Below are 23658 nucleotides of genomic sequence, written 5' to 3' on the forward strand. Positions count from 1 at the left end.
ACAAATTGACCATGCCCACGGTACTGTACGTCGACATCCTTGTCCTCGGATGCATCGCCAGAGCAGCTAGCCCGGACATCGTATGCACTTGGCACGTTGGGCAGCGTCTTGCTTCGCATGGTTTTCTTGGGCGAAACCCACGTTGGTTGCCGCGCGGCGCCTCACATATCTGACGGTGCGATCGAATGGCTGCAACCGTCGCGGCGTACCGAGCTCGAATGTCTCAGCTCAGCCTGACGCCGCCTACCAATCGAATGCTGCATCCAACAGCGTCTCAATAACAGATCCGATCAATGTGACTACATACCCATTACACGGCAAGCATAGAGATGCTTGCCGCGACCTCGGTCATCGATTGACACGTCCCCGAGACACCTTTTCCGCCGCCCTCACCCTAACGGGGGCCGTACTCGTCACAGGACTCAAGAGATCCCGTACATCAATTGGAAACGCCCGGCGATCTGGTAAAGCATCGTCAATGTGGGATTGGCGGAACCAGATTCGATCCGGCTCATGTAGGTGCGAAACAGCCCACTGCGTTCCGCCAGCTCTTCTTGGGTGAAGCCGTGCTCGGCGCGCAACTCTTTGATGCGCAGCCCAAGGCTTCGGCGTGGATCCATTTCGGACCGGCTCTTCCTTGCAGCAGTGGACGGGCTTCCTGACGACACGTCCCAGACTGTCTGCTATGTATCCTCATTGATACACACACCAATTCATACATTTGATATGAACGCAAGGGAGGTTCAGTGAAGTTCAAGCCATGGCAGCCGCTGAAGCTGCAGGATCGTCTGGTCGAAATCGGCCCCTCTGAGGTCACCCTCGAGTACACGAAATACGGATATCTCGAGTTCCGCGACGCGGGGCGGGTTCGCAACGTCACCGTGATCACCGATCTCGCGACCAAGCTTCAGGATGCGCTCGGTTCGGACAACGCCACCTTTCACCTCATTCAAGGGCAGCATGTGCAGACCGGTGACGTCACCAGCATGCTGGTAGCCGTAGGGATGGAGGACAGGCCCGTCTACGCGGCGGACATCGCAGGACGCGGGTCGGGTGATGCTGTTCAGCAGACAGAGCGCATGCGCAAGAGTGGCAAGAGGTTTCAATTCGCCGCGGTAGCCGTGGGCCTGATGGGCATCCCGTTGCTGATGGTCTTCATCGGCATCCCGATCATCGGAGGCGCCATCATGATGTGGCGCTCGGGCAAGAAGATGTCGGCATCCGCGGAGTATCAATTGGACTTTTTTGAGCAGATTTCATCGACGATGGCCAGGATCCCGGGTGCGAGGCTGGTCTGATCTCAGCACTGCGTTGCGCGTTGACCCCCCTCTAGACACGCTTGTCGGTGCTCTGTACTCTGTGGTTCATCCGAGATTCGTGGATCTAATCCTTATGCACCTCAGCCCATCCATACGCCACGCCGTCCCGATACAGCGACGCGCTGGTGTTCGTGTGGGTATATGACGTTGCGTCTTTTCCCTGCCATGCCAGCTTCCCTTCATCAGGTGCTGGCGTGTTCACTCCCGGTCATGACGGCACCCTACCCTGGATTCGCCCTTCATGTCCTTCGTTTCCGACCCTGCTGATTGCCCTCCGTGCGAGACACCGTTTCTCGCTGACGCTGATCGCTCCTCGCGTTGCGCGTTGACCCCCCTCGGAGTTCAAACTGCCTCACCTATGGAGCAGCGCTATCGTTGTTTCAGCACACCCTGGAACAGCAGGAGCGGCCACGACCTGATATCCACGGTGCCATGCTCCAGTTCGCGGACCAAGCTTTGATCGAACGGATCAGCGAGTCGATCCGAGTGGCCTGGCAGGGGGAAGAGCGGGTATGGCTTTCGGCAGACCTCCACTTAGGCCACCAGCGCGTCATTGACTATTGCAGCCGTCCGTTTTCCGATGCGCCCTCCATGGACGGCGCGCTGGTACGTCAGCTGCGCAAGGTCAGCACCGATGAGTGGCTGATTCTTGTGGGTGACCTAGCTATGGGCAATCACTTGCTGTCACTCCCGCTGCTTAGGCAGATCCCGGGACGCAAAGTGCTGGTCCTTGGTAACCACGACATCACCCGAGCTGGCATTTGCCATTACGTGGCCGCCACCAACGATGCAGGTTCCCCGTTGTTCGAGGCGGTAGTGCCGTTTCTCTTCTGGGCTGGGCACGGTGGCCAGCAGGTGATGGTGACCCACTATCCACTGCAGATGCCTGTTCCTGCCGTGCCACCTGTCGCAGACGATTCAGCACCCGCTCTGCCGCTGCTGAACTACCACGGCCATCTCCACCGAGACGTGCTGCCCCACAGCCCGCGAGTTCAGTACGTGAACGTGGGCTGGGACGTCGCTCAAGGCTTGGTGTGCCTCTAACCGTCGTTGTCGGCGGCTGTAGCCGCCGGCGGCTTGGTGCGAGACAGCGCGCCAGCAAGCGCAATATTTCATCCACAGCCAGGTACGCAGTGTCTCGACACAGGCAGCTGTGCACCTGACCGCGCATGCCGGCCCCTCATTCGTCTCACCACTCCTCAGGAGAGCCACATGTCTGAAGAACGCCCAGAGAAGCCCGACCTCGTTGCGGCCATGATCTGGCTGCTGGGGCCCGAGAGTCAAGAGGTCCGTTCGAAAGCACTGCTAGGCACCCACCGCGTCAACTGCGATCCCGACGATCCGACCCGCGCGTGGGAGACCCTACCGGACGAGACGGTCATCCGCGGACGGCTGCTGGACAACGGCGACTTCATTCCCGATGAGGAGACGGAAAGCGAACGCCCTCACCCCCCCGCCGATCACTAGCCGGTTCCAACTTCGAGGGTGCGCTTCGCTTGCGTGCTGAAAAGCGCGAAAGTGATCGCTAAAAGAGTATGGTTCTGAACTCAAGCAGAACCAGCAGAAGTCCTACCAGGGCCTACGACCTGAGCGGGAAGGATGGTCAGGTCGTCGTCATGGTCACGGCGAAGCGCATGCTGACAACCTATGCTGATGTGATCAAGGCTTTGGCGAAACGATGTTCTATACAGACACGGTTGTGGTTCTACGATGCGATTTTGGCGACAGAACCACGTGTCTACCGAACGCCGGTCTCATTGATCAACGGGCGAAGGAGTTTTTCAAGTGTTGCTCGACTGCTGACGCGCTTGTACCGACGGCCTGCACCGCAGCCTTGAGTTGCTCCGGTGTGACCGAGAATTTCTGCGACCAGTCGCGCAACTCGTAGTCCTCGTTGACGTTGATGCGAGTACGGTCTTGCCCGCCGGTCTTGGTCTTATCGTCTGCCATTTTTGCTCCTAAGGTGAGAGCGGCACGTGCCGCTTCTCACATCCTCTGAGCCTTAGGACGTCTCAGCGCCAGACTATCGCGGCAGAGCGTGCAAGACTGCTCCCACACTGCTGCTGACAGATGGTCCGCTGCGGCTCCTACAGGACGACTGGTTCTCGCTCGTGATGCTAGCGGCTGACCTGACGCATGCCTCTATGCGTGTCGAAACAGTACGCTCTTACCCCTCAGTATCGCGACGCTACGGCCCACACCATGCGGGTAGCCACCTGGAACATCAACAACGTCGTACGGCGGATCGACTTGCTGCTTGCCTGGCTGCAAAGCACGCAACCTGACGTCGTTGCGCTCCAGGAATTGAAAGCGCCAACGTCGTCGTTTCCAAGGGAGGCGCTGGCAGCCGCTGGCTACCGCTCGCTTGTGGTGGGCCAGCGTACATGGAACGGTGTTGCCCTGCTTGCCCGAGACCATGATCTGCTGCTAGTGAAAAAAGTGCTTCCGGGGGACGCCGAAGACCAGGAGGCGCGCTACATCGAGGCAGCGGTAAACGGCGTCCTCTATGCATGCTTGTATCTACCCAATGGCAACCCGCAACCTGGTCCGAAGTTCGAGTACAAGTTGCGGTGGTTTGAACGCCTGCGCAAGCGAGCGCAGGAACTCTGGGATTCCGGAGAACCCGTCGTTCTTTTGGGCGACTGGAACGTGGTGCCCACCGATGCTGACATCTACAAGCCGGACACCTGGCGGGACGATGCTCTGCTTCAGCCTGAACCACGAGCGGAGTTCGCTGCGGTTCTGAAACAGGGGTGGACAGATGCGCTGGAAAGCGTCCACCCCGGCGGCAAGCAGTTCACTTTCTGGGACTACCGGCGCAAGCGGTGGGAGCGCAACGCGGGTCTTCGCATCGATCACATCCTGGTTAGCAAGAAGCTCCAAGTGCTTGACGCCGGCGTCGACCGTGAGGAGCGTGGCAAGGAAGGCGCCAGCGACCATGCGCCCGTCTGGGCAGAACTGCAAGTCCGAACGTCAACCCGCGCGACGAGAGCCCGACCTGTCGCCTCAGCCGAGCCTGCATCGTCGAGGCGCCCACGCAGCGCCGGGTCGCCCTCCCTTCCGGGCGCCTCGAAGGCGAAACTGCCCGAGACCTTGTCCCCGCAGCTCGCCACTCTCGCGACCGGAAGCCTGCCTGCGGGAGATTGGGTATTTGAGTTGAAGTACGACGGCTATCGCATCCTCGCCCGATTCGACAAAGGGAGGGTGCGCTTGTTCACCAGGGCGGGACACGATTGGACGGATCGCATGCCCAGGCTTGCCAAGGAGCTTGAAACGCTCAAGCTGAAATCCGGTTGGCTTGACGGGGAGATCGTGGTGATGGGGCCGCAGGGCACCCCGGACTTCAATGCCTTGCAAAAGGCGTTCGATACCCGCTCAGCCGCCGACATTGTCTACTTCGTCTTCGATGTTCCGTTTTTTGATGGCATGGATCTGCGGGAGGTGGAACTCAGGCACCGGCGAGAGCTCTTGCACAGTCTTCTACGCCCCCACGACGGAGACTTCGTCAGGTACAGCGCTGATGTGGAGGCTGCGCCGACGGCGGTGCTGGAAGCCGCCTGTCGACTGCATCTGGAAGGTGTCATCGCCAAAAGGCTGGACTCGACGTACAACTCGCGCCGTTCCGAAACGTGGCTGAAGCTGAAGTGCAAGCAGCGTCAGGAGTTCGTGATCGCGGGCTACACAGACCGCACGAACGGACCACGACAGGTGGGCAGCCTGCTCCTGGGCGTATATGGAGAAAAAGACGAGCTCATATCCGTAGGCAGCGTGGGAACAGGTTGGGATGCTGCAGAAGCGGCGGCTTTGAAAGATCGCCTTCAGAAGCTGGAGACGAAGGAAGTGCCGTTCGCAGCCGGAGCTTCCAAGCCTGGTCGGTGGTCACGACGGGTGGCCGGCTCGGAGCACTGGGTCCAGCCCAAGCTTGTGGCGGAAGTCGAATTCGCCGAGTGGACGCCTGATGGCCAGATCCGTCATGCGTCGTTCGTCTCGCTCCGAAGCGATAAACCCGCGAAGGTGATCGTGCGCGAGAGGGCCAAGGTGTATTCGGGCACCGGAAGCACGTCGTCCAACACCAGTGGCGTCAAAGTGAGCCACGGTGACCGCGTGATCGACCCCACGACCGGCTTCACGAAGCTGGACTTGGTACGGTACTACGAAAGCGTGGCGCAATGGATGCTCCCCCATCTGAAAGGACGGCCCGTTTCGCTCGTTCGGGGACCCTCAGGTGTGAAAGGACAGCTCTTCTTCCAAAAACACGATGACAAGCTGTCGATACCAGGCCTGAAGGAGCTGCCGGCAGACTTGTGGCCTGGGCATCCAGCACTGCTCGAAGTGCCGACCGCCAAGGCCCTGGTGAGCAGCGCTCAGATGAATGTGATCGAGTTTCACACCTGGAACTCCCTCACGAAGAATATCGATAAGCCCGATCGGATGGTCTTCGACCTGGATCCTGGAGAAGGCACTCCATGGGCGCATGTGCAGGAAGCCGCTGTTCTGGTCCGTGCGCTGCTCGAAGAGCTTGGGCTCGATTGCTGGCTCAAGACTTCCGGAGGCAAAGGACTGCATGTGGTCGTCCCGATCACGCCCAAGCTATCGTATTCCACCGTCAAGGCGCTATCGAAGACCATCGTTCAGCACCTTGCGAAGACCATCCCACAGCGCTTCGTCGCGAAGAGCGGCCCGTCCAATCGCGTGGGAAAGCTGTTCGTTGACTATCTGCGCAACGGGCATGGCGCGACCACGGCGACTGCGTTCTCCGCGCGCGCCCGGCCGGGGATGGGTGTGTCCATGCCGATCGCCTGGGACGACCTGCCCAGTCTCAAGTCCGGTGCGAACTGGAGCATCGCTACCGCCCCTGAATACTTGGCCTCCCGGAATGCGGACCCTTGGAGCGGCTACTGGCAAAAGAAGCAGTCGCTAGCGTCCGCCGTGCGACTGCTGGGGTTCAAGCCGCAGCTCCAGTCTCAGAGCTGATCTCTGAAACGGCCCTCCAGACATTGGAAGAACTAGTCAAGACAGCTACCGGCGCGCCGTGAAAACGCAACAGCCGCTCGAAAAGTCCTGACAGCTTGTGGACAGCTTTCTACACTCGCAGCAAACGACTACAAGTTCGGGAGACACAGTGCGCCGCGACGCCGTCGGCGTCTGGCGCGCGCCCGTCCGTGGTCGCTACCCACAGAACCGGCGTACTCTATGAAATTCCTCACTCACATGTCCGTGGCTAAGCGCCTCGCCCTGGGCTTCGCGCTCGTCCTTTTGCTTTCCATGGGGGTTATCGCTCTGAGCATCGCTCGGTTGAACGCTTTGGCGGACGCTACCGAGGAAATGGTGCAGAACCCCATCAAGACGGAGCGTCTGGTGAGCGATTGGTCGCGCAATCTGCACACTGGCATCACCCGCACGGCGGCAGTGGCACGTAGCTCCGATCCGGTGCTGGCAGAGTTCTTCGCGGAAGACAGCAAGGCCTCCTCTAAGAGCTCTGGCGAACTTCAGAAAGCCGTCGAGGCTCTTATGTTCCTCGACTCTGAAAAGAAGAATTTTCAGGAGATCGGAGCGCTACGCGCGGTGTACCTCAAGAATCGCGACACCATTTTTGCCCTCAAAAAGGAAGGCAGAGTGGATGAGGCAAACGCGTTGCTGGAATCGCAGTTCATGCCTGACGCCAAGCGCTATGCGGCAAAGATGGACGAACTCCTGCGCAACCAGCGTGAGCAGGTGGACCAACTGGGCCGTGCAATCCAGGACAACCGCAGTTCCAGCCGCCGGTTGTTAGTGGTGCTGGGCGTGCTCAGCGTGGCATTGGGCGCCCTGTTTTCCTGGATCCTGGCACGGTCGGTCACGGCGCCGCTGGCGCAGGCATCACATCTGGCACGACGTGTGGCCGAAGGCGACCTCACTGCGCGCGTACCCGCACACGGCAAGGACGAAGTGGGAGAACTTCTGTCTTCGCTGGAGGTGATGCAGACCAATCTGGCTACCGTAGTAAGCCAAGTGCGCCGCGGTTCGGAGTCTGTGTCCAACGCTAGCACCGAGATCGCCCAAGGCAACAGCGACCTGAGCTCCCGAACCGAACACCAGGCCAGCGCGCTGGAACAGACCGCCGCCAGCATGGAAGAGCTGAACTCCGCCGTGCGTAACAACGCGGACAACGCGAAGCAGGCCAACCAGCTGGCACTGACTGCATCCAACGTCGCCGTCCAAGGCGGCGCCGTCGTCGGTGAGGTCGTGGAGACCATGAAGGGCATCAATGATGCCAGCCGCAAGATTGGCGACATCATCAGCGTCATCGACTCCATTGCGTTTCAGACCAACATCCTGGCGCTCAATGCCGCCGTTGAGGCGGCCCGGGCCGGCGAACAGGGTCGCGGTTTTGCAGTGGTGGCGTCTGAGGTGCGTAGCCTGGCCAGCCGCAGCGCTGAGGCAGCCAAGGAGATCAAGAGCCTGATCAACGCCAGCGTGGAGCGAGTGGAACAGGGAACCTCCTTGGTGGACAAAGCGGGGCAGACCATGAGCGAGGTGGTGACCAGCATTCGCCGCGTGACCGACATCATGGGAGAAATCAGCGCCGCGAGCAGCGAGCAAAGCGCGGGCGTCGCCCAAGTGGGCGAAGCCGTCACCTCGATGGATCAAGCCACACAGCAGAACGCAGCGTTGGTGGAACAGATGGCAGCGGCGGCGAGCAGCCTCCGTACCCAAGCACAGGACTTGGTGCACGTCGTAGCGGTGTTCCAGATCTCCGAATCTCAACGGCCTCAGGAGATGCTGCGTACGTCTGCGGCTGTGAAGCCCTACAGCCCCTCTGTGCCTGCAGCAACGACGCCAAAACGCGCCAACACCACTTCAGCCGCAAAAGTGCCGGTCGCGAAGAAGGCAACCGTGCCCGCACCGGCTCTTTCCAACGCGACACCTGCAGTCGATCGCTCCACTAGTGCCGGCAAGGACGATGAGTGGGAGGCTTTCTGATCCCGGAAGCGGTCTTGATCGGTTCAGGGATCGCCAGTTTCACCGACCAAGGGATGGCAAGCCATGGCAGTGTCATAGCACCGGCATCAGACTTCGGGGTATAAGCTCGAATCTGTTTTTCCCTCCGCTGGCCTACATGGACCCGCCCAAGGCTTCCCATGCGATTCAAAAGTCAGCTGTTCGCTCTCGTACTCTCGGTCCTCATTCCCGCGTTCATCGCGGCAATGTTGGCGGTCTGGTACGTCTACAGAGACGAGCAAATGGCACAGGAAGCGCGCTTCCTGGCTACCACGCGTGCCTTTTCACATCTCGTAGATAACGAACTCAAATCGCGTCAACGGATCCTGCAGACCATTGCCAACTCTCCAGCCCTTGCGGATGGCGATCTCGAGGCTTTCTACGCATTCGCCAAGAATAACGCCCCTACCGAAGACACCACCATCATTCTTTTCGATAAGACTGGGCGCCAGCTGATCAATACACGCGCTGCTTTTGGAGCAGCCCTGCCAGCGCAACGCGCTTCCACCATGGAAGCGTTGATGCAGCGTCATGGGGTTCTCAGTCCACTGGTCTCCGATGTCTTCTTTGCTCCCTTGGGCAAGCGATACGATTTCAGTATCCAAGTACCTTACATGGAACGAGGTGAGGTCAGCTACTTCGTGGCGATGGGTTTGAATGCAGCGGCCCTGCAGCAGTTGATGGCGCAGCAGAACCTCCCTCAGGACTGGCTCAGCGTGATCGTCGATCGCAAGGGCGTTCTCGTGGCGCGGTCCCGTGACCCTGAGAAGTTTGTCGGTAAGCCGGCGGACGAAGCCCTTCAACAGAAATTCTCGACCCAGGTCAGCGGAACTACGCGATCGGTGACGCTGGACGGCGTGCCCGTTAAAACATTTTTCTACAGAGTGCCCGCCGCAGACTGGACAGTAGTTCTCAGCATCCCAGAGAGCGAAGTACGCCAAAGTGCGGTCAGGGGTGCCATGGTTTTTGCGGCTACCTCGCTATTGATACTTGGTCTCGCACTGGTGATCGCAAGGCGAATCGGGCTGAGCGTGATCGCCCGCATGCGCAGATTGGAGTTGGCAGCTGAAGCACTCGGAAGAGGTGAGAGGGTTACGTACGAACCCCTGGGCTTGGTCGAGGTCGATGAGGTCGGAAAGCGTATCGCTCTTGCCAGCGATCAGCTCGGTGCAGCGCAACGCGAACTCGAGCTCCGCGTGGCGCACGCCGTGGAAGAGAGCGAGCGAGCGCAAAGAGCGTTGCTCCAAGCCCAGAAAATGGAAGCTTTGGGCCGCCTGACTGGCGGGATCGCACACGAGTTCAACAATCTTCTGCAGACGCTTGCCACGTCGCTGCAACTGGCCAAGAAGGCCAAAGATCCCGAGCGGGTGCAGTCTTTACTCGAGAGCTGCACGAAGGCGCTCAAGCGTGCCAAGACCCTTACCGGTCAACTGAGCTCCTTTGGTCGCACCCAGGATGCTCGGCTGGAGACGGTTTATCTGCCAAAGCAGGTGCGGGACTTCCGCCAGTTGGTTGAAAACGTACTTCCCGCCACTGTGTCGCTTGAAGTCGAGTTGGCTGAGGACGTGTGGCCGGTCACGATCGACCCGACGCAGTTTGAACTGGCTTTTCTCAACCTCGTGATCAACGCGAAGGACGCTATGCCGTCGGGCGGGAGCATCAAGGTCACTGTGATGAACGAGCTGAGGGTGCGTCCCGGTGCAGATCTTCCGACAGGTGACTATGTTCGCTTAACCGTCAGTGATTCAGGGTTCGGAATGCCGCCCGAGGTGATGGCCAAGGCCTTGGACCCATTTTTCACAACGAAGGAGGTCGGCAAGGGTACCGGTCTGGGCCTTCCCCAAGCCTTCGGCTTCGCGCGGCAATCTGGAGGACTACTGGTACTGAGTACCCAAGAAGGTGCCGGCACAAAGGTGGACATTTACCTTCCCAGAGCGGGGGACGCACCCGTCGAGCCTCCGGCCCGAACCGAAGACACTGCTGACAACCAGCAGCGTGTAAATGCGACGCTCCTGTTCGTTGAAGACGATCCGTTGGTTCGGGAGAGTGTCGCGCCCGCTCTCGAATATGCAGGTTACTTCGTGGTAATTGCAGAGAACGCGGAGGCGGCTCTCGCGTGCCTGGAAGCTGGAACCAAAGTTGACTTCGTATTTTCGGATGTCGTGATGCCGGGCGCGTTGAACGGTATCGACCTAGCCAAGGCTGTTCAAAGCCGGTTCCCACACATCAAGGTCGTTCTCGCGACCGGGTACTCGGAGAACCGAGTCGCCATTGCAGGAGTGAACGTTCTGGCGAAGCCTTATGACGTCACTGACGTGCTGCGCATATTGAAGAAAAGCGCGATCTCTGGGGGGTGAACCGCAAGGCCACCAGAGGGTGAGATCAGGCTCAAAGACGCCTTTTATGTCCGACGTGGGGCGAGGCGTCATCGGTCACACCTAACAATAAAACTCCGTATTGCAATTGCATTAGGTAGTCGGCGAAGGCGACCTCGGCTGGCGCAAGTTGCGTTTTGATCCGACAAAAAAAAGGCCCGCATGCGCGGGCAAATGCGACTTAGTCGCCAGAGGGTGCCGGGATTACCGGCGAGATCGATATTGCCACGGCTGATAGTTTTTGTTTGTAGGCATTTTCTTACAGTGTGAAAGTGCATGTGACGGGAGATGGTGAGGCGACGCGGCATCTTAAACTGGCTCCCCGTGGCGTCTCAGCCGCCGCGCTGATGGCTCGCGATGTCACGGAGAGCATCCGCATTGACGATGCGGACCTGTTTTTGGCTGACCTCTAAGATTCGTTCTTCCACTAGCTTGGAAAAGGTACGGCTAACAGTTTCAATCTTCATTCCTAAATAGCTGCCGATCTCCTCCCGGGACATACGCAGGATCATCTCTGTGCGCGAGAAGCCACGAGCATGCAACCGCTGGACGAGATTCAACAGAAAGGCAGCGAGACGCTCCTCTGCGCGCATGCTGCCCAGCAGGAGCATTACACCGTGTTCTCGCACGATTTCGCGACTCATGATTTTGTGCACGTGGTGCTGGAGCGCCGTGATTTCGCGCGACATCTCCTCTAGGCGGTCAAACGGCATGACGCAGACTTCGGCGTCTTCCAATGCGACAGCATTGCAGGTGTAGCGTTCGCTCACGATTCCGTCTAGACCGATGATTTCCCCTGCCATCTGAAACCCAGTAACCTGCTCGCGTCCGTCCTCTGTAGTCACGCACGTCTTGAAGAAACCAGTACGGATCGCGTACAGAGAACTGAAGGTCTCTCCATCGCTGTAAAGAGGGGCACCGCGTTCAACCTTGCGGCGCTTTGCAACGATTTCGTCGATGCGCCGCAGTTGCTTTTCATCCAGCCCCATCGGCATACACAATTCTCGCAAGTTGCATTTTGAACATGCAACCTTGATGGTTTGTAGGTCCATAATTGCGGCGCGCAGTCTACGTCTCGAGAGATCCCGCCCCTAACTGGAAAGTAAGCGATAAGGTCATTGTGGTGGGCGCGGCCGCTCGCTGCGGTGTAGGACCTAACCTCGGAATTCTGCGTACCCTTCCGAGAGGACGTTCGCGCCAAGGGTTCAATTAAAGCCGAGAAATCGACCTCGATGTCGGAGAAGACTTGCCTCGTACAAGCGCCGGTCCTGAAGGGCCGGCACTCGCAACCTGCTGTGTTTGAGTCTTAATCCGCGTTGACAAATCTCCCGACAATTCGACTTAAGGTATGCCTGCTCCACTCCCGGTCGGTTCTCGGCTGTCATGCGATCCGGTCATTAATCCGCTTTCCAGATTAACTAGGATTGCATTGATGAAACTCGAATTCATATATGATAGCGGACCATTTGACGTAGCCGTCTCGCCGCCTTTAAATGCATGTCCCATTGCTTTTAGCTTTTCCTTTGTGGCAACGGGAATGGCTTGGTAATCGAGAGAGGTTACATCAGGCAACCATTGGTGATGAATCCGGGGAGCATCCACTGCTTGCTTCACGTCAAGCTGATAGTCTAGAGCATTCATAATGACTTGAGCCACGCCACTAATAATTCGTGGGCCGCCTGCCCCTCCTACCACCATCGCTACTTTATTGTTCTTCGTAATAATGGTAGGTGACATCGAGCTAAGGGAACGCTTCTCAGGTGCAATCGAATTTGCCGGTCCTTGCACCAAGCCAAACGCATTTGGAGCACCGACCTTGGCGGTGAATCCAATCATGGTGTCATTGAGGAAGTATCCAGCCTCGCCGGCCACCTTACCCGTTCCAAACCTTAATCCGAGTGAGTAGGTTACTGAGACCGCGTTGCCCCACTTATCGACCACTGAATAGTGAGTCGTGAATCTTGATTCCTTCGCAACGGGAACTTTCTTCAAGTCATCAGAGCTGCCAGCCCTAGATGATGATATTTTGCTGCGGATTTCAGCAGCATAGCGCTTGTCCGTAAGCCTCGAGACATCATTGGTAACGAACCGAGGGTCGCCAATCTCCATGTTCCTATCGTGAAAAACATAACGGAAGGCCTCAATCAAATGATGCAGATTTTCAGGCGATTGATAGCCTTTTTCCGAAAGCGGAAATCCTTCCATTATGTTGAGGGTTTGACATATTGAAACGCCACCTGAACTGGGCGGGGCCGCAGATATTACGTTGTAGCCTCGATACGTACAACGCACCGGGTCGTACTCCAATGCCTGATATTTTTCGAAGTCGGACTGTGTGAGGATGCCACCAGCAGCAGAACTTGCGCGCACGGTCTCCGCTGGAATCCAACCTTGGTAGAAGGACTGAGCACCGTCATTTGCGATGGTCTGCAAGGTTTTAGCGAGATTCGGTTGCTTAAAGATTTCGCCGGCCTTGTAGGGCTCACCATTTTTCATGAAGAATCGACCGATATACGCATCACTTTTCGCAAGCGCAGCAAGCTCAGCGGAGTGCTCCACGATATCGTCCCATTGGGTCAACCTAAAACCATCATTCGCGAGTCTGACAGCGGGAATGACCAATGTCTTATGCGGAAGGGTTCCGAATTTATTCCGTGCAAATTCAAGTCCGGCCACGGTACCTGGCACGGCGACACCATTCCATGAACGGGCCCCCGCGTCGCCGACGACCTTGCCCTCCGAATCTAAATACATAGTAGGGGTAGCTCGGGCCGGCGCAGCTTCACGAAAATCGATCATGGTTTCGACGCCGTTTGCCATGCGAACAGTCATAAAACCGCCACCACCGATATTTCCGGCTCCCGGCACTGTGACCGCCATGGCATATCCGACGGCAACGGCGGCATCAATAGCGTTGCCGCCGTCAGACAAAATTGCAGCACCAATTTTGCTTGCCAAATGGTGCCCACTAGACACCATTCCATTTCGGCCGGCGGCCGCAGTATGCGCTGGCTGGTAAACCGCCACGCTGTCGACCAGCAGAGCCGAATTACTGACAACGGGCTTCGGTTCTGCGGCGTGGATCGAAATGGTGGAGATAAAAATGACCAGCCCAATCGGAGCTGAAAGTACAGCTCGACCATAAAGCGGCGCGCGCTTCTTCCCGGGGTCGCTATTTAGTTCGGCCATGATTGATTCCGTTGTAATGACAGCAGTCAGCTTAGCCAGAAACATTCAGATGAGATAACTAAATATTCGCATGCGAATATTCCAATCTGGAATGTTTATTCATACAAGCCAATACAATCCATCGCGTCAATAGGGTTAGCGCCAATCACGCGGATCCATCAAAGTAAGATATGCGTAAGCTTGGGGCGCGATTCGCGCGAGGAGGGTCTGACGGAGCCCTCACTTTTCTCATTTCCCAACCGGTAGCGATGAGAAATAGTTCCGCGCCGTATGGGTGTTTCCATGAGCTGCTTGCACCACTTGGCCCTAGCATTTGCCTGTATCGGCGCTAAAGGATCTGGAGTAAATTCCCTCAATTGCCCACTAAGCAGGCAAAAATCGGGTCTCCGCGTCGAGCACTTACGCTAGGGCAGCGGGATATGGGCATAGTCTGTCATGAGCTCGGCATCTACCTCAGCCACTCAAAATCCAGCTGATTTCGTTCAACGGCCTTATTCGCGCATACGACGAAGCAGATTCTCCGGTTCACACCATCTAGCGTCATCGACTTTGCCGCACTGCAGAAATCTGTGGTGCAAAAGGCCTTTTCCTACAGCTTCTGACATGCGTGGTAGCAGAGTTAACGCTTGCTCTGCGTGCCGATAAATGCCAATCGAAGCTCTCCTCGTCGAAGATAGCCCGGTGATCCGGGAAAACCTTATTCCAGTCCTGCAAGAGTTTGCTGATGTGGCAGTGTGTGCTACAGCGGAAACCGCTCTTGATGCCCTTAGACTGGCCCAAGCGTCGTCAAGCTGGAGGCTGATGGTCTTGGACCTTTTTCTGAAGGAGGGGAACGGTCTTATGATCTTGGAAGCCCTTAGGCGGCGACGAAGTGGGCAGGTGATATGCGTGCTTACGAACTACGCGACCGCAGCAACCCGGCAGAGATGTGAATCTTTAGGTGCCGACGCCGTCTTCGACAAATCTACTGAACTGGAGAGCTTTTTCGACTTCTGCGCCGCTCCCCCTCCGGGTTGAACGACTGCATGTTGTGTTGCGGACCGTTACTTTTGCTAGCTAATCCAGTAGCCTGTAATCCCAGTAGGCGTTGTATCTTTCCCGAATGCAATACAAGCTGCTTCGACGGGCTGCCGTTTCACCCGAGGCTTTGGTCTTGCGTGATGATTCTGAAATTCAGGCATTCCACGTGTTGCTCAGCAAGGGGCTAGTTGCTGGTCTACTTCACCGCCCCGAAGGCCAACCGATGTACGCAGTGATCCATTGCGTCACTCCTGATGGGCGGGCCCTGCTGTCCCTGACCGAATTTGTAGCCAGAGCTCGCCTTAGAGCCCTACTCGAGAATTGACTGGTCAGAAGCGAGTGCGTTTTGCTTGCCATCGTCTCCTAAACGTAGGTGAGCATTGGCAGAGTTTGCGATGGTCAGGTAGGGGGCAAACAGAGCGCTCGGCATTTGAAGCGTTCCGACCAACTCGTGCTCGGTGCGAGCCAGTGAATACCCTGGCCCGTCGGGCTCGTCGGTGAAACCTATCTTCAAGACAGTGGACCGACGTCCAGCTCGGGCGCCTAGAACCTCGATCACCCCAGTTGCTCGCGGTACCTCAAAGCCATCCTCGACGAAATTGGTTTGGCCTGAAAGTGCGATAACCCGGACGGACCTCACCCGGGTTACGACGGAAGCAACCCCAATATCTATCCCTTGAATGGCATGGCTTGAAATAGACATAGTCTCCCCGTCCGATCCTAAAATGCCCGCTCTAAGAGGGCTATAAATGGCTAGTGCCATGGTGGACTGCCGGGAACAGCCCAGAAATTCAAGCATGCCGTATCACCCGCGGTAGGGGTGTAAGACGTTTCCGCTTCACGGAATCGAAGCGGCGATGTTGGCGACCGGATTTCCAGATCCGGTTGCTCTTCGGCAAACCCATGAATCAGGCCAGGTAGGCGTGGCTCCCATGTTCGGCGACAGCCGCGCATTGAACGCGCGGGTCTTCCTCCAAGATAATCTTGAGAAGTTCTGCGGCTTCCCGCTCGTCATCGACTATCAGTAGGTGCAGGCCGTTCATGTGTTTTATCTCATCGTGGGACGGCTATGCGCCTTGCAGACTTTCTGGACCGTTACAGAGACGCCATCGTGGACGAGGCCGCGGAATTTGCGAAATCCTTGCCCAGCCTGAAGAACGCCACGGATGAAACGTTGCGGGACCACTTCGCGCAATGTCTTGAAGCCATTGCAACGGACATCCGCGCACCGCAGAGTAGGACACAGTCTATTGAAAAGTCGCAGGGCAAGGCCCCGCGCGGCCCCGCCACCACGGCGGCTGAAGAACACGGCGTGGCCCGTGCCAACAGCGGCCTGACCACCAGCCAGCTGGTGTCCGAGTACCGCGCCCTGCGCGCCAGCGTGCTGCGGCTCTGGCTGGACCACCATGCCGACAGCGGCCACATCGTGGACGACATCACGCGCTTCAACGAGGCGGTGGACCAGGCGCTGGCCGAATCCATCGTGCGTTTCGAGGAGCAGGTGGACTCGTGGCGCCACATCTTCCTGGGCGTGGTGGGGCACGACCTGCGCACGCGCCGCTCAATGCCATGGCGCTGACCGGCGAAGTGCTGCGCATCAAGACCCCCGAGGCCCTGCACAGGCATGTGGACGTGGTGGCCAAGGGCACCAAGCGCATCGGCAGCATGCTCGACTCCCTGCTGGAATACAGCAACAGCCAGGTGGGCACGCCCATGCCGCTGGCCAGGGAGGAAGCCAGCCTGTGCGCCGTCTCCGAGGACGAACTGGAGATCGTGCGCGCCGCGTTCCCCGAGGCGCAGATCGACCTGCACTGCGAAGGCCCGGGCAACGGCGTGTTCGACGTGTCGCGCGTGCGCGAGGCGCTGTCCAACCTCGTGTCCAATGCCGTGCAGCACGGCACCGACCGCAGCGTGCAGGTGGACGTGCGCGAAGATGGCGATCAGCTGGTGGTCACCGTGCGCAACCGCGGCGAGATCCCCGAGGCGGCGCTGCCCGGCATCTTCGAGCCCATGAAGCGGGGCCAGGGCTACCAGACGGGTCACCGCACCAACCTGGGCCTGGGCCTGTTCATCTGCAAGCAGATCGTCGATGCGCACGGCGGCCAGATCACGGCCTGCTCGGAGAACGGCATGGTCGAAGTGACCATGAAGCTGCCGGCCAGCGGCGCGCAGGCGTAAGAAGACAGGGAAGACTGCGCAGCCGCAAAGGCTGCGGATCGAGCAGCGCAGCCTCCCATCCGTCCAAGCTCTGCACCTGGGCCACCGCACAAGACGACGCTGGAAAAATCCGGTACTTCCATGTCAGACCACCGGGCAAGTACCGGATCCCTGTCCGAGCGGAGTGCCCTCAGTCGAGTCCTACAGTGGAGGCCTCGCAAGAAATTTTATCCGGGTAAGACGAACCAGCTCTCCATAGCTGATGGGTCGAGCGACGATTGCTGCGGAAGAATTTTCTTGCCAGTGGGCCCAGGCCTTACCGCGCGAGGGGTCGTACACCAGTTTGAACAGGTGCGTGGGCACGGCGACCCCCGTTGAGCCGATCTTACGAGCGCCAGGTTCGAACACAGGCCCCGTGATGACATAAACATCTCCACGGGCACGCATCACGTATTTGCGGGTGTCATCCTCAATCTTTGCCCACGAGCCGCCGTTTTGCTTGGGATCTTGAGGCACGATGTTCGCAAGACTGAACGACTGCGCCATGGATTCAGCCGTGCCCATATCTCCAGCGGGTGCCATGTGACCTCGAGACCAGCCTGAGCCTTTGTAGTCGTCCAGTTCGGCTCTTTCGCCGCGCGGCAGGCGTGCATCGGCAAAGAATTTGTCTGGGCGCTTCAAGCCTTGGCCAGAGATGAGGATCTGTCGATTGAGTCTCTGCGCTACGAAAACCGGCGTCTTGGTATTGCCTGAGTGCAGCACTGCGAAGGCATCGAAGCAGAGCTCGCGGAGTTTGGGCGCCGATGGCGTGACGGGTGGCCTTCCACCAGCGAAGTGCTGAGGACAGTCCCAAAACCTCCGCTGACAGGAGCACTGGATTGAACAGTCGCACGCGGCTCGTCCTGGCCGATGCCGGTCGGCACCATTCCGCAACCGGTTGCCTGCAGGCCTAAAACGCTGGCCGTAAACACTGCAATCAGCAGCCTTCTGACGCCGCTCGATCCCTTCACGAGTCGGACCGTAGGCTTACGGGAAGGCTTCTTCTTTCGCTTGCTTGTCATCGGCGGGCGAGTCTACTGGTGTGGATGTGCAAGGACGCTCGCAGGCAAGAACGGATGGCCCCGCAAGCCGATCAAGATTTCTTTTTCAGATTCCAAATTGCCCTCAAGCGCAAGTCGTGGCGCCGATGCTGGATTGGACGCTACGGAATGCGCAGCAATCTTCGGCCAAGGAGAAAAACTCCTACGCTCAAGGCTCGGGAGATCAATATACTGTACATAAATACAGTATTAAATCATGGCCTGCGCAGCACCATCGCTCACCCATCCACCGTCGAGCTTCGACCGGTGGCAGCTGCCCACCCATGTGGCGGAAGCGGTCTGGAAAGGAGACGAGCTGGGAGCGTCGGAAGGAAGAACTGTATCCACAGGCCATGAGCTTCTGGATCGGGCTTTGCCAGGCAATGGATGGCCCACAGCCAGCCTGTCAGAGGTGCTCCAGCCGCAGGCCGCGGTCTGCGAGTGGCGCCTGCTCTCGCCGGCCCTGTCGGGTCTGCTGGCAGACAAGGACTGCTGCCTTTATCTCGTCGCGCCGCCCAAGCAGCCCAGTGCGATGGGACTGGCGCAACTCGGCGTCCAGCCCAAGCAGGTGGTGTGGATCGCGGCCGACGGCCCCGCAGACCGGCTCTGGGTGACCGAACAGTTGTGCAAGTCCGATCCGGCAGGCGCCGTGCTGTCATGGCTTCCGCAGGCGCGGCCGGAGCAGATCCGCCGGCTCCAGGTACACGCCCACAGCTGTGACGCTCCGATCTTCCTGTTTCGCCCGGAATCAGCTCTGCGTGATACGTCGCCTGCGCCGTTGCGCCTGTCGGTGCGTCCGGGTGTCGGGTGGCACATCGATGTCCAGGTGCGCAAGCGCCGCGGTGCGTCGCTTGATGAGGTGCTGCACCTCCCGGCGATGCCAGGCAATCTCGACATCGTCATTCCCCCTCGGTTGCGCACACTTGCGCCGCTGCAGGTCAACGGCTCGGAGGTGACCCATGTTGTGGGCCGCACTGCTCCCCGTACCGACAGAATCCGAGTCGCCAACTGATCCGCTCCCTCTCAGTGTTTGGGCCCTGCAGTTCACGCCCCGCGTCGCGGTGGTTGAAGGCGCGGTCCTCTTGGAGGTAGGGGCAAGCGCGAGGCTGTTTGGCGGAGTTGAGGCATTGCAGGCGCAGGTCGCGGAAGGTGCGCATGAGCTCGGTGCCGCCGTGGCTTGGGCGCCGACAGGTCTTGCGGCCTTGGCACTGGTTCGGCATGGCATTGCTGACGGCCTGTCTACGCCCATCGCGCGGACCCTGGACAAGCTCCCTCTAGATTCCATCACTGCGATAGGTAGGCACCAGGCCACTCTCGCCCGTGTCGGTTGCCGCACGCTCGGCCAGGTGCGCGCACTGCCGCGCGGTGGTCTGGGCCGACGCTTCGACAAAGAACTCCTCACCGCCCTGGACCAAGCGTATGGCTTGCGCCCGGAAGCCTACGAGTGGCAGACGATCCCCGACACCTTCAGTGCCCGACTTGAACTCATGTCACGCGTCGAGACGGCACCCGCATTGCTGTTCGGCGCCCGGCGCCTCTTGCTGCAGCTGGTGGGATGGCTGAGATCCCGGCGGCTCGGCACTACCGCATTCACTTTACGCTGGTGCCACGACGTGATGCGATCCAAGGATGCGGGCACCGGTGGCGAGCTCACCGTCCGCACCGGATCCGCCACGCAGAACATCGAGCACCTGGCACGGTTGTTGGCGGAGCACCTGTCCAAGGAAACGCTGAAGGCGCCGGCAGGTGACATCGAGCTCGTGGTCAGCGAGGTGGCACCGCTCGTTGAAGAGAGCCGCTCCCTCATTCCCGATAGCGTCCGCCAGGGCGCGAGCATGGTGTTGACGTTGGAGCGCATCCAAGCCCGCCTCGGGGACGAGAGCGTGCGTCGCCCCACCATGCGAGAAGACCATCGGCTCGAATGGGCGCAGTCCTGGTGCTCGACGGCCAAGTGCAAGCCGGAGACGGTCATTTGGGCGCAGCAGCTGCCCGTGCCCACGTGGGTGCTGGACGAGCCCTTGCGCCTCGCAGAGCGAGACCACCGGCCCGTGTACCAAGGACTGCTGCAATTGCTTTTGGGCCCCGACCGGATCGAAGGTGGGTGGTGGCACCGAACATCAGCAGGTGAAGATGGGTCCACCCATAACGTGCAGCGGGACTATTGGCTGGCGCTGAGCCCAACAGCCGGAGTGCTGTGGGTGTTCCACACCCGCCTGGCTGGCGACGAGACCGCCTGGTTCCTCCATGGCCATTACGGCTGACAGCTAAGACCAGCCATGTCGTCCGAATCAACTTCTCTCCTGCCCGCGTATGCCGAGCTTCGCTGCATGTCGAACTTCACCTTTTTGCGGGGTGCCAGCGAAGCGCACGAACTCGTGCAGCGAGCCAAGCAACTTGGATACAGCGCGTTGGCCATCACGGACGAGTGCAGCCTGGCAGGCATCGTGCGCGCCCATGTCGCAGCGAAGGAAGCGGAACTGCCGCTGCTGATCGGTGCGCACTTTGTCGTCCAGCCCGAGAGCGAAGCCGAAGGCCGGTCCACATTGGTTGTGCTGGCCCAGGACCTGGAGGGCTACGGCAACCTCTGCCAATTCATTACGAAACTTCGGCGCGCTTCACCCAAAGGCGAATACCACCTCGCCACCCACGGGCTGAAGAAAGGCGAACTGTCCCATTGCCTTGCACTGCTGTGCCCCGACCGCGCCAGCACGGATGCGCAGCTGGAGATCATGGGGCGCTGGACGTTGCGGCATTTCACGGGACGAGCCTGGATAGGCGTCGACCTCGTCCGTCGCCTCGATGATGAACTGTGGCTGTACCGCATGCGCGAACTCTCCGCGCTGACCGCCCTCCCGCTGGTTGCCGTGGGCGATGTGCACATGCATGTGCGGTCACGCAAACCTCTGCAGGATGTGCTGACAGCCATCCGCGTGGGCAAGCCGCTGACCGAGTGTGGCTTCGAACTGGAGCGCAGCGCTGAGCGCCATCTGCGCAGCCGCTTGCGCCTGGCGCAGACCTTCCCGGCAGACCTTCTGGCGGAAACCCTCAACGTCGCCCAACGCTGCCAGTTCACCCTCGACCAGCTGAAGTACCAGTACCCCGACGAAGTGGTTCCACCGGGCCACACAGCGGCCAGCTACCTGCGCCAGGCGACCTACGAGGGTGCAGGCCGGCGCTGGCCTGCAGGCATTCCTTCTAAGGTGCAAAAGCAGATCGAGTACGAGCTCGACCTCATTTGCGAGCTCGGATACGAGCCGTACTTCTTGACCGTCTACGACATCGTGGTCTTCGCCAGGTCGCGGCACATTCTCTGTCAGGGCCGAGGGTCCGCAGCCAACTCGGTGGTCTGCTATTGCCTTGGCGTGACAGAAGTCGACCCCGGGCGAATGTCGGTACTGTTTGAACGGTTCATCAGCAAGGAGCGTAACGAACCACCCGACATCGACATCGACTTTGAACATCAAAGGCGTGAGGAGGTGATCCAGTACCTCTACGAGAAATACGGCCGCGACCGCGCTGCCCTGGCTGCAGCCGTGGCCAGCTACCACCCCCGCTCCGCAATACGCGACGTTGGCAAGGCTCTGGGCTTCGATCTGGAAACCGTAGACGCTATCGCAAAAGGCCAGATGTGGTTCGACGGCAAAGGGGTGCGCATCGAACGCTTCGACGAATTGGGCATGTCAGCAGACGGCCTGCAAGTGCGGCAGCTGCTCGAGCTGACCGACGAGCTCATAGGCTTCCCACGGCATTTGTCGCAGCACACGGGCGGATTCGTGCTGACGCGTGGGCCACTCACTCGCATGGTTCCTGTCGAAAACGCTTCGATGCCAGACCGCACCGTCATCCAATGGGACAAGGACGACCTTGACGCTGCAGGCTTGCTCAAGGTGGATGTGCTGGCGCTCGGCATGCTGTCCGCCATCCGGCGGGGACTCGAGTTTGTGAGCCTGCGCCGCGGATACGAGTTCACGATGCAGGACATTCCGGCAGAGGATCCGGGGACCTACGACATGATCTGCAAGGCTGACACTATCGGCGTGTTCCAGATCGAGAGCCGGGCACAGATGTCGATGTTGCCGCGGCTGCGTCCGCGGTGCTTTTATGACTTGGTGATCCAGGTCGCCATCGTGCGGCCAGGCCCAATCCAAGGCGGCATGGTGCACCCGTTCCTTAAACGCCGACAGGGGCACGAACCCGTCAGCTACCCCAGCGAGGCCTTGAAGGAGGCGCTGAGCCGCACCCTCGGCATCCCGCTGTTCCAGGAGCAGGTGATGCAAATCTCCATCCTGGCTGCAGGCTTCACCCCCGGGGAAGCTGACGGACTCCGGCGAGCGATGGCGGCGTGGAAGCGCAAAGGCGGTCTGCAGCGCTACTACGACAAGATCGTGGATGGCATGACGGCGCGGGGATACGAGCGCAGCTTCGCTGATGCCATCTTCGAACAGATCAAGGGCTTCTCGAGCTACGGCTTCCCGGAGTCGCACGCGGCTAGCTTCGCCTTGCTGGTCTACGCGTCATGCTGGCTCAAGCACCATGAGCCGGCTGCCTTCCTGGCGGCGATGTTGAACAGCTTCCCTTTGGGTTTCTACAGCCCAAGCCAGCTTGTCCAGGATGCCATTCGGCATGGCGTCGAGGTACGTCCCGTGGATGTCATGCACAGCCAGGTGGACTGCACACTTGAAGAACTCGAGCACCAGCCGGCTGTCAGGCTGGGCCTGCGCATGGTGGCTGGCCTCAGTGCCGACAGCGCGCAGCGGATCGAGGCTGCAAGAGCAGCAGGTCCCTTCACCGACGCAGAAGACCTGGCGCGACGAGCGCGGTTGGAGCTCCACGAGATGAAGCTGCTGGCGGCCGCAGACGCCCTGGCCTCGCTGTCAGGCCATCGCAGACAACAGGTCTGGGAAGCTGCCGCGCTGCATTCCCTGCCTGAACTGCTGCAGGACGCTCCAGTGGACGAGGAGGTCCTCGAGCTTGAAGCGGCCCGAGAAGGCGAAGAGGTCGTATGGGACTACGCATCCGTGGGCCTCACGCTGCGCAGCCACCCCATGAAACTGCTGCGGTCCAAGCTTGACCGGTGGAAGCTCAAGACATCGGGAGAGCTCCGACGAGTTCCGGATGGTCGCGTCGTTCGCACCGCAGGAATCGTGACGCTGAGGCAGCAACCGGATACCGCCAACGGGACGATCTTCGTCAGCCTGGAAGACGAGGACGGCGCCACCCAGGTGATCGTATGGCGGGACGTCAAGGAGAAACAGCGCCGCGTGCTACTTGAGTCCCGCCTGATGGCCGTGCAGGGCAAATGGCAACGCCAGGGTGAGGTCTGCAACCTCATAGCGGACAAGCTGGCCGACCTCAGCCATCTGCTGGGCCGCCTTGCCACCGAAAGCAGGGATTTCAAATGAATGAGAAAAGCGCGATGACCCGGCGCAGGCTGTTCGGAGACGATGCAGTCGTGGCAAGTCGGTGGCGATTTCGATCCGCAGATCGGAATAGTCCTCGAGCAAGGACCAGAGTCTTGGACACAGCAGTGGTCCGCCA

Annotated in this window: 18 protein-coding genes; 12 read left to right on the forward strand and 6 right to left on the reverse strand. The window is 59.4% G+C overall.

Annotated features, from left to right (window positions below):
- Nucleotides 1-422: 422 nt before the first annotated feature.
- Nucleotides 423-620 carry a helix-turn-helix domain-containing protein gene (locus QE399_RS04605; protein ID WP_309826562.1) on the reverse strand — a complete coding sequence of 66 codons (198 nt, stop codon included), beginning with the start codon at nucleotides 618-620 and terminating at the stop codon, nucleotides 423-425.
- Between the two features lie 126 nt (nucleotides 621-746).
- On the opposite strand from QE399_RS04605, the gene QE399_RS04610 reads away from it, so the two are divergent.
- From QE399_RS04610 to QE399_RS04620, 3 genes are all read left to right on the forward strand, one after another.
- On the forward strand, nucleotides 747-1298 hold the full coding sequence (locus tag QE399_RS04610) for a hypothetical protein (RefSeq protein ID WP_309826563.1): 552 nt from the start codon (nucleotides 747-749) through the stop codon (nucleotides 1296-1298).
- Between the two features lie 453 nt (nucleotides 1299-1751).
- Entirely contained in the window at nucleotides 1752-2363 is a 612-nt protein-coding gene (locus QE399_RS04615; RefSeq protein ID WP_309826565.1) for a metallophosphoesterase, read from the forward strand.
- A gap of 168 nt (nucleotides 2364-2531) precedes the next feature.
- Complete coding sequence (locus QE399_RS04620) at nucleotides 2532-2786, forward strand: hypothetical protein (RefSeq protein WP_309826567.1); 255 nt, start codon at nucleotides 2532-2534, stop codon at nucleotides 2784-2786.
- Nucleotides 2787-3080: 294 nt separating this feature from the next.
- Here QE399_RS04620 and QE399_RS04625 read toward each other — a convergent pair whose 3' ends face one another.
- Nucleotides 3081-3269, reverse strand: coding sequence for a DUF3606 domain-containing protein (locus QE399_RS04625; protein WP_309826569.1), 189 nt, complete (start codon nucleotides 3267-3269; stop codon nucleotides 3081-3083).
- A 252-nt stretch (nucleotides 3270-3521) separates the two neighbouring features.
- On the opposite strand from QE399_RS04625, the gene ligD reads away from it, so the two are divergent.
- The 3 genes from ligD (at nucleotide 3522) to QE399_RS04640 (ending at nucleotide 10657) form a co-directional block, all read left to right on the forward strand.
- Nucleotides 3522-6293: a DNA ligase D gene (ligD, locus tag QE399_RS04630; protein WP_309826570.1), complete on the forward strand. Its 2772-nt coding sequence runs from the start codon at nucleotides 3522-3524 to the stop codon at nucleotides 6291-6293.
- Between the two features lie 219 nt (nucleotides 6294-6512).
- A complete protein-coding gene (locus QE399_RS04635; protein WP_309826572.1) occupies nucleotides 6513-8282 on the forward strand; it encodes a methyl-accepting chemotaxis protein in 1770 nt (589 codons plus the stop codon).
- 158 nt (nucleotides 8283-8440) lie between these two features.
- Nucleotides 8441-10657 carry a hybrid sensor histidine kinase/response regulator gene (locus QE399_RS04640; RefSeq protein ID WP_309826573.1) on the forward strand — a complete coding sequence of 739 codons (2217 nt, stop codon included), beginning with the start codon at nucleotides 8441-8443 and terminating at the stop codon, nucleotides 10655-10657.
- 350 nt (nucleotides 10658-11007) lie between these two features.
- Here QE399_RS04640 and fnr read toward each other — a convergent pair whose 3' ends face one another.
- Entirely contained in the window at nucleotides 11008-11727 is a 720-nt protein-coding gene (fnr, locus tag QE399_RS04645) for a fumarate/nitrate reduction transcriptional regulator Fnr (protein ID WP_309826575.1), read from the reverse strand.
- 289 nt (nucleotides 11728-12016) lie between these two features.
- A complete protein-coding gene (ggt, locus tag QE399_RS04650) occupies nucleotides 12017-13864 on the reverse strand; it encodes a gamma-glutamyltransferase (RefSeq protein ID WP_309826577.1) in 1848 nt (615 codons plus the stop codon).
- 645 nt (nucleotides 13865-14509) lie between these two features.
- Between ggt and QE399_RS04655 the strand changes: the two genes are divergently transcribed.
- Nucleotides 14510-14881, forward strand: a complete 372-nt coding sequence (locus QE399_RS04655; RefSeq protein ID WP_309826578.1) for a response regulator — start codon at nucleotides 14510-14512, stop codon at nucleotides 14879-14881.
- A gap of 911 nt (nucleotides 14882-15792) precedes the next feature.
- On the opposite strand, the gene QE399_RS04660 is transcribed toward QE399_RS04655, so the two are convergent.
- The gene (locus tag QE399_RS04660) at nucleotides 15793-15927 is read right to left on the reverse strand and encodes a hypothetical protein (protein WP_309826580.1); all 135 of its coding nucleotides are present in this window, start codon (nucleotides 15925-15927) and stop codon (nucleotides 15793-15795) included.
- Between the two features lie 26 nt (nucleotides 15928-15953).
- On the opposite strand from QE399_RS04660, the gene QE399_RS04665 reads away from it, so the two are divergent.
- Complete coding sequence (locus QE399_RS04665) at nucleotides 15954-16463, forward strand: RsbRD N-terminal domain-containing protein (RefSeq protein ID WP_309826583.1); 510 nt, start codon at nucleotides 15954-15956, stop codon at nucleotides 16461-16463.
- On the forward strand, nucleotides 16454-17062 hold the full coding sequence (locus QE399_RS04670; protein ID WP_309826585.1) for a sensor histidine kinase: 609 nt from the start codon (nucleotides 16454-16456) through the stop codon (nucleotides 17060-17062). Before QE399_RS04665 ends, QE399_RS04670 begins: the two co-directional genes overlap by 10 nt.
- A gap of 180 nt (nucleotides 17063-17242) precedes the next feature.
- On the opposite strand, the gene QE399_RS04675 is transcribed toward QE399_RS04670, so the two are convergent.
- Nucleotides 17243-17920, reverse strand: coding sequence for a DNA/RNA non-specific endonuclease (locus tag QE399_RS04675; RefSeq protein ID WP_405044070.1), 678 nt, complete (start codon nucleotides 17918-17920; stop codon nucleotides 17243-17245).
- Nucleotides 17921-18337: 417 nt separating this feature from the next.
- On the opposite strand from QE399_RS04675, the gene imuA reads away from it, so the two are divergent.
- The 3 genes from imuA to QE399_RS04690 all read left to right on the forward strand — a co-directional run bounded on the left by imuA (nucleotide 18338) and on the right by QE399_RS04690 (nucleotide 23522).
- The gene (imuA, locus tag QE399_RS04680) at nucleotides 18338-19132 is read left to right on the forward strand and encodes a translesion DNA synthesis-associated protein ImuA (protein WP_309826586.1); all 795 of its coding nucleotides are present in this window, start codon (nucleotides 18338-18340) and stop codon (nucleotides 19130-19132) included.
- Nucleotides 19080-20381, forward strand: coding sequence for a Y-family DNA polymerase (locus QE399_RS04685; RefSeq protein WP_309826588.1), 1302 nt, complete (start codon nucleotides 19080-19082; stop codon nucleotides 20379-20381). Before imuA ends, QE399_RS04685 begins: the two co-directional genes overlap by 53 nt.
- 66 nt (nucleotides 20382-20447) lie before the next feature.
- Nucleotides 20448-23522 (forward strand): error-prone DNA polymerase, encoded by a 3075-nt coding sequence (locus tag QE399_RS04690; protein ID WP_405043200.1) that lies wholly within the window; start codon nucleotides 20448-20450, stop codon nucleotides 23520-23522.
- The last annotated feature ends 136 nt before the right edge of the window (nucleotides 23523-23658 follow it).

The organism is Paracidovorax wautersii (assembly GCF_031453675.1).
Lineage (GTDB): Bacteria > Pseudomonadota > Gammaproteobacteria > Burkholderiales > Burkholderiaceae_C > Paracidovorax.